We start from the raw sequence: 15,028 nt of genomic DNA on the forward strand, positions 1-15,028 counted from the left end.
CGGGCCATCACCCCGGCGAGCCGAGGCGCCGGTGCTCGCGCGCCCCGGACCACGTGAGACCAGGTGACCGGCGGCGGGCGTCCTCGGCTCAGTCCGCCGGGAGGGGGCCCACGTCGCGGAGGGCCTCCAGCGCCTCGGGCACGTCGCGGAAGGCGGCCGCCACGTCGGCGGGCCGGGCGACCGTGTGGGCGTTGTCCTGCAGGTAGGTACGGACGGCGGCGTCGAAGCGGTCGGCGCCGGCCCGGCGGCGGGCCTCGAGCAGGGCGGCGGCGCCCTGGTCGTAGACGCCACGCACGTAGCGGGTGAAGTCGCCGGTGTGCGCCCAGTAGTACATCGACTCGCCGGCGTGGCCCCGCAGGCGCCGCGGGATCCGCTCGAGCCGGTAGCGGTCCGTCTGGTCGGTGGCCAGGGCCTGGGCCCAGGTCGCGAAGGACTCGTCGATCCACGGCTCGCGCGCCTGGTTGTTGCCCACCAGCGAGTAGAACCACTGATGGGCGAGCTCGTGCGCGACCAGGCCCGGGATCTCGGCCCGCCGGTCGTCGGCGAACTGCAGGGCCATCGGGAACTCGACGCCGTCGGTCTGGGTGGGCACGATCGTCGCCGTCAGGACGGGATAGGGGTAGGGGCCGAGCAGCCCGGCGAGCTCGTCGAGGGCGAGGCCGAGCTCGTCGACCCACTGGAGGCCGGAGGCGCGGCTGCCCGATCGCGGGGTCGCGACCTGCACCTGCACGCCTCGGACCTCGTGCGTGGTGACGTCGTAGGCGCCCACGGACACCGCGGCGTCGCGCACGGCGTCGGCGGTGAAGCGGTGCGTCACGCGCCCCGGTGCGGGAGTCGAGGTGCCCGTCGCGGTCCCGGTCGCCACGACCGCCTGGCCCTCCGCCGCGGTGACGGCGAGGGTCAGCTCGGCGTCCTCGCTGGTCACGGTCTCGCCGAAGATGTCCGCCGCGGGATCGCGGACCCAGCCCTCGCCGTTCACCCACGCCAGCAGCGGGAACGCCGTCCCGAACCAGGCCGTGCCGGTGTCCGGCGAGTACCCGAGGCGCTCGCCCGAGTCCTCCCCGAGCGTCAGCCGGAAGGACAAGTCCGCGGTCACCGCGGTGCCGGCGGGCACGCAGCCGGGCAGCGGGAGCGTGACCAGGGTCGGGTCCGGCGCGACCCGCGGCGTGATGGCGCTGTCCCCCACGCGGGCGCCGGTGATCTCCAGGGCGTTGCCGTCCCGCGCCGCGGTGGGCTTGTTCGGCCAGTTCCGGAAGACGAGCTCACACACCTGCCGGTCCGGGACGAACCGCACGGTCTCCGTGCCGGTCGCCGCGGACAGGTCGCGCGCCATGTCGAAGGCGACGTCGACCCGGGGCCGGTCCTCCGCCGGGGCGGGCCGGTCCGGGGCGGGCCGGTCCGGGGCGGGGTCGGGCGTCGGGGTCGTGCACGCGGCGAGCAGCGTCACCAGCAGCGCGCCGATCCCCACGGCACGCAGTCTGGTCGTGATCATGCCGCCGCACGTCGCGCGGCCCGCGCGACCACCCGGACGAGCGACTCGAGCGGGCCGCGGCCGACGGCGCGCCGCCACGCGAGCGCACCGAGGGTCGCCACCACGACCTGGACGAGGTAGCCCGGGACGGCGTCGAAGATGTCGAGCGGCGAGTTCAGGAACACGATGTGCACCGCGTAGACACTGAGGGTGAGTGCCCCGACGGCGGCGAGCGGGCGCAGCACGGCCTGCACCAGCGGGTGGGCGAGGCGGCCGAGCAGGAGCAGGAGGCCGAGCACCGCGAGGGCGGACCCGGTCGTCTGCGCGAGGTCGAGCGGCGTCGAGGAGTGCGGGGCGTCGGTCGCGAGCCACCACCAGGTCGTCGTCGGGGTGACGCCCTCCGGGAGGACGGCGACGAAGCCCGGCACCGTCGGGGCGCTCGCGAGCTGCTCGGGCGGTGTGGCGGCCGCGATCGCGGCGTAGCCGCCGAGGGGTCCCATCGCCCAGCGCGCCGCGAGCGTGGCCACCACCGCGAGCGCGGTCCCACCTCCCGCCAGCCACCCGGCGACGCGGGTCTCGGAGAGCCTCAGCCGGCCGACCGCGATCCCGACGGCGAGGTAGGCCAGCCAGGGCAGGGCCGGGTAGTACCCGGTGAGGGCGAGCTCGGAGAGCAGCCCGAGCGGGTCGGTGACGAGCTGCGTGATCGTCGGGTTGGTGAGCGACGGGGCCGGCAGACCCGGCCGCACCCACTGGCTGAGCAGCGGGACCCCGGCCGCGACCAGCGTCGCGGCCCCGATCAGCGCGCCGGTCGGGAGGAGGACCAGCGGGATCGCCAGCAGGAACATCAGCCCGTAGTACGGGAGGATGTTCGCCGCGATCTCCGCCGACCCCCAACCCAGGGCGAGCCCGATCACCAGGACGACGGCGGCGCGGGCGGCCAGGGAGGCGGCCGCGGAACGGCCCTGCGTGCGCAGGCGGACCCGGCGTCGTCCGGTGGTGAAGGCGATCCCGACCCCGGCGAGCACGCCGAAGATCGCCGCCGACCGCCCCGCGGCGACCAGGTACGTCGTGGTCGGCGCGCCCTCGGCCGTGACGGTGTAGAGCGCGTGGACGGCCATCATGCCGAGCACCGCGACGCCGCGGGCCGCGTCCAGGCCGAGCAGCCGGCCGGCGCTCCCCGGGGCCCGGGCGGACCCGGCCGTACCGGTCGTCGCGGTCGTCCGGCTCGTGGCGGCGGCGGTCATGCGAGCACCTCGTCGATCAGGTCGTGTCCCAGGTCGGTGGGCAGCGGGTCGGGGACGGGCAGGCCGGCGTCGGCGAACCAGTCCGGCCCGGCCTCGGGGTGCGGGCCGGCGACCGCGACCCGGCCCGCGCCGGACGGGCAGGCCAGCGCCGCGACGCCACCCTCGGGATAGCGGGCGAGGATCTCGACGCCGGGACGGGTGTCCGCGCCGGGATCGAGGAGGAACAGCGGGCCGTCCTGGAAGAAGACCGGGCGCCGGCGGCCGCGCCAGGACACCGGCAGCACGAGGTCGCCGGTGTCGGCGGTCGCGGCGCCGGGCGAGCCGGCGTAGCGGTCGGTGTCGCCGGGGAACAGGGCGAAGCCGGGGGTGGCGCCCGCCAGGTACCCGCCGAGGCAGAAGCCCAGGTAGCGCCCGCCGCCCGCGACGTAGTCGCGGATCGCCGACCGGCGCCCGCGCAGGTGCCGCCAGGCGGGGGCGAGGGTGCCGCCCCCGGGTTGGGCGTAGACGTCGGCCCCCGCGAGCGCCGCGGGGGTGAGCCCGCGGCGCCCGACGAACCGCACCTCGAGGCCGTGCCGTTCGAGCAGGGCGCCGACGGCCTCGGCGCACCCGGCCGGGCGCGCGGCCCGGCCGCGGTAGACGAGGGCCCGCATCAGGCCGCGAGGTCCCGGACCACCGCGGAGCGGGGGCGTTCGGGCGCCGGCTCCTCGACCACGCCCTCCGCGGGGATGCCGCGCCAGCGCGTGCGACCGGGCAGCGTCTCCCCCTTCATGACCAGCGACAGCGGGTCGAGCGCGGTCCCGTCCCCGACCGAGGCGTCGTAGAGCACGACCGCCCGGTCGCCCACCGTCGCCCCGGCACCGATCCGCACCGTCGACATCTTCATCACGCGGTCCTCGAACAGGTGGGTCTGCAGCGAGGCGTCCCGCCCGATCACCGCGTCGTCGCCGATCTCGACCAGGTCGAACTCGGTGAGGTAGGTGGTGGCCAGATAGGTGCGGCGCCCGATCCGGGCCCCGAGCAGGCGCAGCGCGGGCGGGAGCAGCGGGGTGCCGCGGAACAGCTGCAGCATCGCCGGGACCGCCGCGGCCTCGTACAGCCCGGTCACGAACTCGGAGCGGCGCACGAACCGGCTCCACAGCGGCTCCACCCGCGGCCGGTAGGTGCCGACGGTGAGCCACTTGACCGCCGCGACCGCACCGGTGACGAGCACCCCGAACAGCGCCGCCAGCAGCGGCCCGACGAGCACCGCCCCCCACAGCGGCGCGCCCACGGCCGCGATCGTCGACAGCGCCAGCAGGTAGAGGTAGATCGCCACCGCGATCAGCGACGAGGGCAGGCAGATCCGCAGGAACTCGATCACGAGCCGCTCCGCGACCCGCCACCGCGAGGGCCGGAAGGTCATCCGCTCGGCGAAGTCGCCGCTGTCCTGGCGGGCGGGCAGATGCATCGCCGGGGAGCCGAGCCACGCACTGTCGGCCGGCACGCCGCCGGGCGGCGGCACGGTCTGCACCCCGACCAGCGAGCCGGGGCCCAGCCGCGCGCCCGGGGGCAGCAGCGCCGCGTTGCCGACGAACGCCCGCTCGCCGACCTCGGTGCGCCGGAAGGAGACCCAGCCGCGGTGGAACGTGGCCCCGCCGGCGCTGGCCATGTCGGCCACGAAACTCTCCCGGCCGAGGGTCAGCAGGTCGGGATCGACGTGCGCGACGGTGGAGACCTCGGCGCCGGGGCCGACGCGCGCACCCAGGGCCCGCAGCCACGGCACCGTGTAGAGCGTGGCGTAGAGCGAGTTCGTGATCTCCAGGCTCATCTCGAGGAGCTTGTCGGCGACCCACTTGCGCACGCCGAGGGTCGAGCGCGCGGGGTGGATCCCGGTCGGGGTGGCCGGCAGCACCGCCTGGCGGGTGGCGGCGATCGTCAGGCAGACGGTCACCACGAACACCGGCCCCACGCACAGCGCGGCGAGCAGGCCGACGGTCTGCCCGAACTCGAGCAGCGCACCCCAGACCAGCAGCAGGGTCGGGACCAGCATGAGGATCGGCAGCAGGTCGAGCAGGGCCAGCCCGGCGAACGTCCCGAGCCGGCCGGCCGCGCCCCAGGGCTGCGCCGGCGGCAGTGCGGCGAGCTCGGCCACCGCGTCGTCACGGCGCCGCGGGTCCGGGGCGGCGGGCGACCCGGACCAGCGCTGCCCGGCCGGCACCTCACCGGCCAGCAGCGCCTGCTCCCCCAGCACCGCGTCGCGGCCGACCGTGGCACCGGGCTGCAGCATCGCCCCCGCCCCCACGAACGCCCCCGGACCGACGCGAACCCGGTCGACGACCACCCGGCCGTCCTCGACGACCCACGGGCGCAGGGCCGCGCCGTACCCCATGCCGGCGTCGCCGCCGACGTCGATCAGCTGCGGCAGGGACAGCGAGGAGGTCCCGATGTGCGCCTCCGCCCCGACCCGGGCCCCGAGCCGGCGCAGGAACGCGGGCAGCAGCGCCGACCCGCTCAGCACCGGCAGCGGGGTGAGGGACAGGAGCAGGTCCGACGCCCACAACCGCAGGTGCACCCGCCCCCACAACCGGTGCCGGCCCGGGCGGATCCCGCGGCCGAGCAGCCGGACCCCCAGCGGGGCGAGCACCCACCGGGTCGCGAGGTAGACCGCCGTCGCGGCGGCGGCGATCGCGGTCAGCACCCCCAGCGACACCTGACCGTCCTCCGCGACGTAGATCGCGGCGACCGGTGCGGCCAGCAGCATCAGCAGCACGTACAGCGCGCCCGCCTGCACCGTGCCGGCGAGGCCGTACCGCAGGGGCGAGGTCGTGTCCGGCTCGGCGCGCATGGTGGCGGCCGCGTCGGGGAGGGTCGCGGCGAGCCCGCGCACCGTGGGGTTCTCGTACAGGTCACGGACGGCGACGGTCGCGATCCCGCGCTCGCGCATCAGCGAGACCGCGGTGGCCGCGAGCAGCGAGTGCCCGCCCAGCTCGGCGAAGAAGTCCGCGGTCACCGACAGCTGCGCCGGGTCGATCCCGCAGGCCTCGGCCCAGGCGTCGCGCACCCGTTCCTCGGCGGCGGTCGCGGGCCCGACCACCGCGCCCGTGATCGTGACGAGCCGGGGCGAGGTCGGCGGCGGCAGGCGCTTGCGGTCGACCTTGCCGCTCGACATCGTCGGCAGCTCCGGGAGCACCTCCAGGTACCCCGGGACCATGTAGTCGGGCACCCGGTCCCGCAGCCGGGCGTGCAGGCGCTCGCGCAGCCCGTCGTCCGGACCGCCCGCGCCTTCGGTGGTCACGCCTTCGGTGGTCACGCCTTCGGTGGTCACGCCTTCGGTGGTCACGTAGGCCACGAGCTCGTCGCCGAGCATCGCGGCCACCGCGCTGCCGACCGCGGGGTCCCCGAGCAGCACGCTGTCGATCTCGCCCAGGTCGACGCGGTGCCCGCGGATCTTCACCTCGTCGTCGGCCCGGCCGAGGTAGACGATCTCCCCCGAGGTGTCCCAACGACCCAGGTCGCCGGTGCGGTAGATCCGCTCGCCCCGGAACTCCACGAACCGGTCGGCGGTCTTCTCCGGCAGCCCGACGTAGCCGCGCGCGACGCCGGGTCCGCCGATGCAGATCTCGCCCGCGGCACCGCCGGCGACCTCGCGCAGGTCCTCGTCGAGGATGTGGATCGTGTAGGTCGGCATCGGGCGGCCGATCGTCACGGGGCGCCCGGGCAGCAGTTCGCCCCAGGTCGCGGTCACCGTGGCCTCGGTGGGCCCGTAGGTGTTCAGCATGCGGCGGCCCGGACGTGCCCAGCGCTCGACGAGGTGGGCGGGGCAGGCCTCGCCGCCGACCATCAGCCCGCGCACGGCCGGGAGGTCCCGCGGGATCGTGGCCAGCAGCGTCGGGACCGCGTAGAACACGGTCACGCCGCTGCGGTCGAGGAAGTCGGCGAGCTCGGCGCCCAGGCGTCGCTCGTCGTTCGGACCGACGACCAGGGTGGCGCCGACCGCGAAGGTGGGCCAGATCTCCTCGATCGAGAAGTCGAAGGAGATCGTCATGCCCTGGTAGACCCGGTCGCCCGGACGTACGTCGTAGACCCCCGGGACCACGCGGAGGAAGTTGACGATGCTCGAGTGGGCGACCTCCACACCCTTCGGCCGGCCGCTGGACCCGGACGTGTAGATCACGTAGCAGACGGGGTCGCCGGCCCCGTCGGCTCCGTCGGCCGCGGCCCCGTCCAGTGGGGTGCCGGCCGCGGGCTGCCCGTCGGCCGGCACGGGCGACACGCTGTCGACGCAGAGTTCCGGCACCCGGAGCCCGGGGGCGAGGTCGGACGTCGTGACCAGCAGGTCCAGACCCGCGTCGTCGGCGATGTAGCCGATCCGGTCCGCGGGCGACGCGGGATCGATCGGCACGAACGCGGCTCCGGCCTTCAGCACGGCCAGGAGCGCCGCGTAGGTCCGCCAGGACCGCTCGAGCAGCAGCCCGACCCGGCCGCCCGGGCGCACCCCGCGCTCGCGGAGCCGGTGCGCGAGCCCCTCCGCCCGTGCGTCGAGCTCGGCATAGGTCAACAGCTCGCCGTGGTCGTCGACGGCCACCGACCGCGGTGTCCGCCGGGCCGTGGCCTCGACGACGTGGTGCAGCCGCGACCACGGTGGGTCGTGGGGATCGTCGGCGGTGGCGGGCGCACGACGAGACGGGGAGGGGGCCAACGACACGGGGAGCGTCCTCTTTCTCGGGAGTCGGCCTGACTGGGGAGACGAAAGACCGGCCTACCCCGGCCGATCACCTCCATAACTCGTCCGTGAGCGATCTCGGCCGAGTTCGTCACTCTGCGCGAGCAGACTGCGCCGAACAGGTGCTCTGCTTCCCCCGTCGGATCCCACTCGACCGCGACGCCGCGTCCCTCCACGGCGCCGGGACGCCGGACCGGAGTGCCTACGCCCCCGGCTGATGCTCGTGCGCGGGACGGAGCGGGCAGGCCAGGATCTCCGTGGCGAGCCGCGGCACCAGGGCCTCACGGTCGAAGAGGTGCCCGAACTCGGCGTAGGCGAGCAGCTCCCGGTGCAGGAGCTCGCCCACGCAGCCGGGGTAGAGCCGGCGCGCGTGATGGGCCGCGGTCCGGAAACGGACCCGGTCGTGCGGCGGGATCTCCGGCGCCGTCCCGGTGAGCCGGGCCGCCGCGGGAACCGGGCGGATCGTCATGCGGACGAGGGTCCGCGCCCGGAGGCGCCGTGCACAGCGGGGAGAACTACGTACACACCGGCACACCCCCACACCGCGCCCCTCGCCGTGTCCGCACCACTCGAATGGAGGACCGTGGGCCACAGCAGGGGCCGTCGCGGCGGACGGTGCTCGCGACCCGGGAGAGCCCGTCGGCGTGGGACCGCGACACCCGTGCCGGTCCTCATCGGGTCGAACGTCCCGTGCGCGCGGCACCGTCGCCCCTGGAACACTCGGGATCACGATGGCAGGGTGGATTTGCCCGATTCGACCGTTCCGAAGGGTCCCGATGTCGACCTCGTCGTTCGTGCTCCTCGTCGTGCTGCTGTGGCTGCTGCTCGGGCTCGGCTCGGCGCTGCTGTTCCTGGGGCGGCACGGGTACCACAGCCCCACCTGGTACTTCCTGGGAGCGGCGCTGGGCCCGCTGTTCGTCCCCATCGCCATGGAACGAGGCCGACGATCCAGCCGGGTGCTCGAACGCTCCGCCTCGTCCGAGGGGCCCGTCGTCGCCGGACGGACGACCGTGCTCGTGGCGGTCGACGGGTCGATCGAGTCCGACCAGGCCGTACGCGACGCGGGCCGGCTGTTCCACCCCGCGCACACCCGCATCGTCCTGGCCGCCGTCGCCGACCCGGACGTCGCCGAGTTCACCGACACAGCCCGCCAGCACCAACTGCACGAGCTTCTGGCCACGCGAGCGGCCTGGCTGCCCGCCGACGGCCCCGCGCCGGTGCTCGAGGTTCTCTGCGGGCAGCCCGACCTCGTGCTGCTCGAGGCGGCGGCGACCGAACAGGCCGACGCACTCGTCATCGGCCGCCGAGGCCGGGGCCTGTCCCACCGGCTGCTCGGCAGCGTCGCCCGGTCCCTGACCCAACGCTCCCCGGTTCCCGTCCTGCTGGCCGGACGGCCGGTACCACCGGCCGGGAGTGGCGCAGCGGACGAGGACCGTGCCGTGATCGGTCGCCAGGGCGGCCCATGACGGCGACGCGACCACCCGCGAGCCGCGCAGCACGGCGGGCCGGGACGTCCGGGACGCGACAGCCCGGGCCGAGGGCGGACTAGGCCGAGCGCACGCCTCCGACGACAACCCGAACGAGCTCCGGGCAGAAAGGAGCCCTCTGCAGATGCGCGTCCTGATCGCCTACGACGGATCCCCGGCCGCTCTCGCGGCCATCGAGGTGGGGGCCCGGTTGTTGCCCTCGGCCGAGGCCACGGTCGCGCATCTGTGGACCCCGCCGTTCGCCAGCCCACCGCTGCGCCACCGGCTGTCACTCGTCGCCGGCACCGCCGGTGAGCTCGTCGACCTGCTCGAACGCGAAGGGGCCGCGGAGGCCGACCGCCTGGTCAGGACCGCTGTCGTGCAGGCAGAGGCAGTGGGGTGGACCGCCGACGCGGTCGTGCGGCGCAGCTTCGGCGGCGACGGGTACCGGTTCGCGAGCCTGGCCGAAGAGGTGGGTCCCGATGTCCTGCTCGTCGGGACCCGGGGCCTGACCGGGCCGAACGCGCTCATGAACAGCTTCACCGATCTGCTCGTCCACCACAGCACCCACCCGGTGCTGGTGGTGCCCCATCCGCTTGTCAGCGACGACCGGTCGCAGGCCGACGCCGGCTCGGTCGTGCTCGGTTGGGACGGTTCGTCGGGCGCCCGGGCCGCGGCGGCGACGGCGTCCGCCCTGTTCCCGGATCGGGAGATGATCGCGGTGTCCGTCGGGGCGGAGCCCGCGTGCGCTCCGCCGGTCACGATGCCCTCGGCCGTGGCGAGGACGGTTCTCGCGCCCGAACCGCCACCGATGCCCGGCCGGGGCCGGGCCGTCGCGCGCGTCCTGATCGAGAACGGGCGGAGCCTGGGTGCCGGCGTGATCGTCGTGGGCTCACGAGGGCGCTCGGCGCTGCGCGAGGTCCTGCTGGGCAGCACAGCGATGGCGGTGCTGCACCACGCCCACCTGCCGGTACTCGTCGTGCCCCCCGTACGTGAAGTCGACGACTCCGAGCCGGCCCAACGGTGAGCCACGACGTCGACCCCGGCGTCGGCATGCCGAGGCTCGCCCCCTCGAGGTTCGTGTCCACGCCGGCGATGTGCACCTCGGACAGCGCCCGGTGCGCCCGGGCGGCCAGCGCGGCGAGGTCCGGCGCGCGTCGGAACCTCGGCAATCGGTCGAGCGCGGCCGGGACCGCGACGGCGTCGGCGTCGGCACCGGCACCGGCACCGGGAGAGTTGTGGACGACGGCGCCTCGGTCAACGACCGGGCGGTTGCGGGGCGTGCGAGGACGACGACGGGGCCGGGCACGCGTCCGGGCCCGCCGTCCCTCGTCCGATCGACGAGCCGGACGAACCAGTATCCGGGGCAGGACTCGCTCGTTGCACCGCCAGCGGGCGGCCGGCCTGCTGGATGCGTTCCTCACGGCATCGCCCTTCCGGGGCCGGCACCCGCGTCATCCCCCGCGCAGGGTCCTCCCGCGCGGGGCCCGCGTGCGAGGATCGGCGGCATGGCCACGACCTTCGCCCTGATCTACACCTACACCGACGACGCCGAGCTGCGGGACGCCACCCGCCCCGCCCACCGCGACTTCCTGCGCGAGCTGGTCGACGACGGGACGCTGCTCGTCGCCGGGGCGTGGGCGCCGGGCGAGGCTCCGGGCGGCCTGCTGGTCTTCCGCGCCGAGGACAAGGCGGCGGTGCAGGCGATCGCGGACAAGGACCCCTTCACGACGGCGGGTGTGGTCGCCTCCTCCGACATCCGCGAGTGGGTGCCCCCGATCGGCCCGGCGGCGGGCGCGCTCACCGGTCAGGCGTAGGGCTCGGCCGCCGCCGGTGGTCGGGCGGGGTCGGGCGGGCAGGTCGCACGGCGGCTCAGAAGTTGCCGCGCCGGGCCTGCTCCCGCTCGATGGCCTCGAACAACGCCTTGAAGTTGCCCTTCCCGAACCCCAGCGAGCCGTGCCGCTCGATGAGCTCGAAGAACACGGTGGGGCGGTCGCCGAGGGGCGTGGTGAAGATCTGCAGCAGATAGCCGTCGGCGTCCCGGTCGACCAGGATCCCGCGGGTCTGCAACTCCTCGATCGGCACGCGGACCTCGCCGATGCGGGCCCGCAACGCGGGGTCGGAATAGTACGAGGCCGGGGTGTCCAGGAACCGGACCCCCTTCGCCCGCAGGACGTCGACCGTGCGCACGATGTCGTCGGTGGCCAGGGCGAGGTGCTGGGCGCCCGGGCCGCCGTAGTAGGCCAGGTACTCGTCGATCTGCGAGCGCTTCCGGCCCACGGCCGGTTCGTTGAGCGGGAACTTCACCCGGTGGTCGCCCGAGGCGACGACCTTGCTCATCAGCGCGGAGTACTCGGTGGCGATGTCCTCGCCCACGAACTCGGCCATGTTCGTGAAGCCCATGATCCGGTGGTAGAAGTCGACCCACTCGTCCATCCGGCCGAGCTCGACGTTGCCGACCACGTGGTCCAGCGCCTGGAACAGCCGTCGCGGCTCGCCCTCGGGCTGCACGCGGGTCGACGTGCGCGCGACGTAGCCGGGCAGGTACGGGCCGGTGTAGCGGGACCGGTCGACGAGGCTGTGCCGGGTCTCGCCGTAGGTGGCGAGCGCGGCCGTGCGCACGGTGCCGTGCTCGTCGGCGACGTCGTGCGGCTCGACGAGGATCGTCGCGCCCTGCGCACGGGCGTGCGCGACGCAGCGGTCGACGTCCGGCACCTCGAGCGCGATGTCGACGATGCCGTCGCCGTGGCGCCGGTGGTGATCGAGGAGCGGGCTCGCCGGGTCGACGCCCCCCTGGAAGACGAACCGGACGGCGCCGGAGCGCAGCACATAGGCCTGGTGGTCGCGGTTGCCGGTCTCCGGACCGGAGTACGCGACCAGCTCCATCCCGAAGACCAGCTGGTAGAAGAGCGCGGTCTGGGTCGCGTTGCCGACGGCCCAGACCACCGCGTCCCAGCCGGTGACCGGGAAGGGGTCGGCCTCGTGGTCGTGCTCCACGAGGCCGACCAGCCGGCGGAGCTGGTCGAGATCCAGGTCGGCGAGACGCTCCTGGCTGGTGAGGGTGTGGTCGATGCTCACGACGGCCTCCTCGGGGCGGCGCTGCGCACAGCTGCACACGTAGGACACTCCGGACCCGGACTGATCGCAACGGCGCCGATCCCAGCTGGCCGATCAGCCCATCCCGGCCCGTCGACCGGGCCGTGAGCTGTACAGTCCGCCCACATGGAACTCGACGCGCTCGACGTCGACCTGCTCGCCGCCCTGCGCGAGCACACGCGCGTCGGGGTCCTCGAGCTCGCACGCACGCTGCGGGTCGCCCGCGGCACCGTCCAGGCGCGCCTCGACCGGCTCGAGCGTGCGGGCGTGATCACCGGCTACGGCCCGGAGGTGGATCTCGCCGCGGCCGGGCACGGCGTCCAGGCCTTCGTCAGCCTCGAGATCGCGCAGGGCGCGCTCGACGACGTCGCCGCCGAGCTGGCCGCCCAGCCCGCCGTCCTCGAGGCCTATGCCACCACCGGCTCGTCCGACGTGCTCTGCCGGCTCGCCGCCTCCTCGCACGAGGACCTCCAGCAGGCGCTGCTCGCGCTCAACCGGTCTCCGTCGGTCGGGCGGTCGACGAGCGTGGTGGTGCTCTCCGTCGTCGTGCCGCCCCGCACCGGCCCCCTGCTGGCCAGCGCCCCGCGCCGGGCGCCGCACCGCGCCCCCGCCTACCGCAGGGACTGACACCGGACGGAGCCCTGCGGCCCGCACGGCGCCCTGGGTCCGCACCTTGTCGGCCCCGAGGGACCCGAGGACAATGGCCCTCCGCTCGAGAACCGGCAGGGTCCGGCCGGGGCGCGCCGGCGGGTCACGCCGGTCCCGGCTCGTTCCGCGTCCATCGGGAGGCCGACATGGCCGAGGAGTACCAGCCACCCCCACGGCCGGTGGGCCGCGACGCGGTGTTCGTCCGGCACCGGTTGCAGAGCCCGCGGGTGGCGCAGTCCGCCTACATCGCACCCAACGCGGTGCTGTGCGGGGACGTGACCGTCGGCCCGCACAGCCGGGTCCTGTTCGGCGCCGTGATCACGGCCGAGGGCGGACCGGTCGAGATCGGCGCCCACAGCGTGATCATGGAGAACGCGGTGGTCCGCGGCGTCGCCCGGCACCCGGCCCGGCTCGGCGACCACGTGCTGGTGGGCCCGCACGCGTCCCTGACCGGCTGCGTGATCGAGGGGGACAGCCGGATCGCGACCGGGGCCGTGGTGTTCAACGGCGCTCGCGTCGAGATCGGCGCGGAGATCGACTTCCACGCCGTGGTGCACGTGAACACGCGCGTCCCGGCCGGCACGTTCGTGCCGATGGGCTGGTTCGCGGGTGGCGACCCGGCCGAGCTGGTCGCCCCGGACGACCGGGACCGCATCCGGGATCTGCTGGGCCCGCTGGACTACGCGGGCACGGTGTTCGGGGTGGGCGCCACCGACACCCCGATGCCCGACATCGCCCGGCGCTACGCCCGCGCCCTGGCCCTGCACAACCGGGACACCGTGCTCCTGCCGAGCCAGCGCGACGTGCTCGAACACGAGCCCGAGGACGGCGGGCACGACCCCAGGACGCACCCGCCCTCCTCGACCAGGGTCACCGCGGACGGGAGGTACCTGTAGGACCGGGACCGAGGGAGCAGTCGAGATGATGACCGTCGTCACCGAGATCACCCTGAAACGCGGGAGCGAGCCCGAGTGGGACGGCGCGATGCGGGACCGGCTCGCGGCCGCGCAGGACCGGACCGGCTGGGTGGGCGGGCAGCTCCTCATCCCGCTGGACGGGCAGAACCGGCGCGTCGTCGTCGGGACCTGGCAGAGCCGTGCGGACTGGCAGGCCTGGCACGAGGACGAGACGTTCGCCGAGACCCGGGCCCGGATGGAGGGACTGCAGGAGGGCGACAGCGTGATCACCTGGCACGAGGTGGTGATCCAGGCGCATGCCCAGGGGTAGCCGTCAGCGCCGGTGCTGCTGCTCGGAGGAGCGGTCCGCGCCGCCGTCGGACGCGTTCTCCGGCAGCCGGCCACGGGTCTTCACGAGACTCGCGACGGTGGCCACCGCGATGGTCGCGGCGATGACGACGAGCGAGAGCCACGTGGGGATCTCCGGCACCCAGAGCAGGGGCTCGCCGCCGTTGACGAAGGGCAGCTCGTTCACGTGCAGCGCGTGGAAGATCAGCTTCACCCCGATGAAGGCCAGGATGAAGGCCAGCCCCTGCGCCAGGTAGACCAGGCGCGCGAGCACACCGCTGAGCAGGAAGTAGAGCTGGCGCAGGCCCATCAGCGCGAACGCGTTCGCCGTGAAGACGATGTACGCCTCCTCGGTGAGCCCGTAGATGGCCGGGATCGAGTCGACCGCGAAGATCAGGTCGACGACGCCGATCGCGACGACGGTGACGAACAGCGGCGTGACCATGCGCCGCCCGTTCTCCCGCGTGAGCAGCTTGTCCCCGTGGAAGTCGTCCGTCACCGGCAGCACCCGGCGCGACCAGCGGGTGACGGCGTTGTCGCCCGGGTCCTCCCCGTCGTCGTGCCGCAGCTGACGCCAGGCGAGGACCAGCAGCAGCGCGCCGAAGAGGTAGAAGATCCAGGAGAAGTTCGCGATCAGCGTGGCCCCGACCGCGATGAACCCGCCGCGCATGACCAGCGCGATCACGATGCCGATGAGCAGCACCTTCTGCTGGTAGGCACGCGGCACCGCGAAGCCGGTCATCACCAGGAGGAACACGAAGAGGTTGTCCACCGAGAGCGCCTTCTCGGTGAGGTAGCCGGCGAAGTACTCGCCGCCGTGGTCCCAGTCGCTCACCAGGCCGATCCCCACGCCGAACAGCAGCGCGAGGCCGACGTAGAACGCCGACCAGAGGGCGGACTCACGGATGGTGGGTTCGTGCGGCGTGCGCACGTGCGCCAGGAACTCGACGACGAAGAAGACGATCGTGACGCCGACGGTGACGAGCCAGACCCAGACGGGGATGTCCACTAAGCCTCCGGGGCAGGACGAGCCGACCAGGTCTCCCCCACCCGCGGACGGGCCGAGCGCGCCGGATCGAGGTCGGTCTCGATCGTGTTGACGACGTACGCGTGCCGGGATACTCCCCTGTTCGCGCCACGCTACCCGACCCGGCCCG

Annotated in this window: 13 protein-coding genes; 6 read left to right on the forward strand and 7 right to left on the reverse strand. The window is 74.6% G+C overall.

The window, feature by feature from the left end; genetic code table 11:
• Nucleotides 1–88: 88 nt before the first annotated feature.
• The 5 genes from ACL02T_RS32445 to ACL02T_RS32465 form a co-directional block, all read right to left on the reverse strand.
• Nucleotides 89–1,492 (reverse strand): M1 family aminopeptidase, encoded by a 1,404-nt coding sequence (locus ACL02T_RS32445; RefSeq protein WP_412834635.1) that lies wholly within the window; start codon nt 1,490–1,492, stop codon nt 89–91.
• A complete protein-coding gene (locus ACL02T_RS32450; protein ID WP_412834636.1) occupies nt 1,489–2,715 on the reverse strand; it encodes a heparan-alpha-glucosaminide N-acetyltransferase domain-containing protein in 1,227 nt (408 codons plus the stop codon). The genes ACL02T_RS32445 and ACL02T_RS32450 overlap by 4 nt, the downstream gene beginning before the upstream one ends.
• Complete coding sequence (locus ACL02T_RS32455) at nt 2,712–3,365, reverse strand: BPL-N domain-containing protein (RefSeq protein WP_412834637.1); 654 nt, start codon at nt 3,363–3,365, stop codon at nt 2,712–2,714. The genes ACL02T_RS32450 and ACL02T_RS32455 overlap by 4 nt, the downstream gene beginning before the upstream one ends.
• Entirely contained in the window at nt 3,365–7,399 is a 4,035-nt protein-coding gene (locus ACL02T_RS32460; protein WP_412834638.1) for a Pls/PosA family non-ribosomal peptide synthetase, read from the reverse strand. The genes ACL02T_RS32455 and ACL02T_RS32460 overlap by 1 nt, the downstream gene beginning before the upstream one ends.
• A gap of 220 nt (nt 7,400–7,619) precedes the next feature.
• A complete protein-coding gene (locus ACL02T_RS32465; protein ID WP_412834639.1) occupies nt 7,620–7,886 on the reverse strand; it encodes a hypothetical protein in 267 nt (88 codons plus the stop codon).
• Between the two features lie 307 nt (nt 7,887–8,193).
• On the opposite strand from ACL02T_RS32465, the gene ACL02T_RS32470 reads away from it, so the two are divergent.
• The 3 genes from ACL02T_RS32470 to ACL02T_RS32480 all read left to right on the forward strand — a co-directional run bounded on the left by ACL02T_RS32470 (nt 8,194) and on the right by ACL02T_RS32480 (nt 10,700).
• Complete coding sequence (locus ACL02T_RS32470; RefSeq protein WP_412834640.1) at nt 8,194–8,883, forward strand: universal stress protein; 690 nt, start codon at nt 8,194–8,196, stop codon at nt 8,881–8,883.
• 145 nt (nt 8,884–9,028) lie between these two features.
• On the forward strand, nt 9,029–9,910 hold the full coding sequence (locus tag ACL02T_RS32475; RefSeq protein ID WP_412834641.1) for a universal stress protein: 882 nt from the start codon (nt 9,029–9,031) through the stop codon (nt 9,908–9,910).
• Nucleotides 9,911–10,391: 481 nt separating this feature from the next.
• The gene (locus ACL02T_RS32480) at nt 10,392–10,700 is read left to right on the forward strand and encodes a YciI family protein (RefSeq protein WP_412834642.1); all 309 of its coding nucleotides are present in this window, start codon (nt 10,392–10,394) and stop codon (nt 10,698–10,700) included.
• 55 nt (nt 10,701–10,755) lie between these two features.
• On the opposite strand, the gene hppD is transcribed toward ACL02T_RS32480, so the two are convergent.
• Entirely contained in the window at nt 10,756–11,961 is a 1,206-nt protein-coding gene (hppD, locus tag ACL02T_RS32485; RefSeq protein ID WP_412834643.1) for a 4-hydroxyphenylpyruvate dioxygenase, read from the reverse strand.
• Nucleotides 11,962–12,105: 144 nt separating this feature from the next.
• Between hppD and ACL02T_RS32490 the strand changes: the two genes are divergently transcribed.
• From ACL02T_RS32490 to ACL02T_RS32500, 3 genes are all read left to right on the forward strand, one after another.
• Nucleotides 12,106–12,606, forward strand: a complete 501-nt coding sequence (locus ACL02T_RS32490; protein ID WP_412834644.1) for an Lrp/AsnC family transcriptional regulator — start codon at nt 12,106–12,108, stop codon at nt 12,604–12,606.
• A 167-nt stretch (nt 12,607–12,773) separates the two neighbouring features.
• A complete protein-coding gene (locus ACL02T_RS32495) occupies nt 12,774–13,523 on the forward strand; it encodes a gamma carbonic anhydrase family protein (RefSeq protein WP_412834645.1) in 750 nt (249 codons plus the stop codon).
• A 25-nt stretch (nt 13,524–13,548) separates the two neighbouring features.
• Entirely contained in the window at nt 13,549–13,854 is a 306-nt protein-coding gene (locus ACL02T_RS32500; RefSeq protein ID WP_412834646.1) for an antibiotic biosynthesis monooxygenase family protein, read from the forward strand.
• Nucleotides 13,855–13,857: 3 nt separating this feature from the next.
• Here ACL02T_RS32500 and ACL02T_RS32505 read toward each other — a convergent pair whose 3' ends face one another.
• Nucleotides 13,858–14,880 (reverse strand): TerC family protein, encoded by a 1,023-nt coding sequence (locus ACL02T_RS32505; protein WP_412834647.1) that lies wholly within the window; start codon nt 14,878–14,880, stop codon nt 13,858–13,860.
• Between the last annotated feature and the right edge of the window lie 148 nt (nt 14,881–15,028).

It is taken from the genome of Pseudonocardia oceanicola (assembly GCF_047200735.1).
Classification (GTDB): domain Bacteria; phylum Actinomycetota; class Actinomycetes; order Mycobacteriales; family Pseudonocardiaceae; genus Pseudonocardia.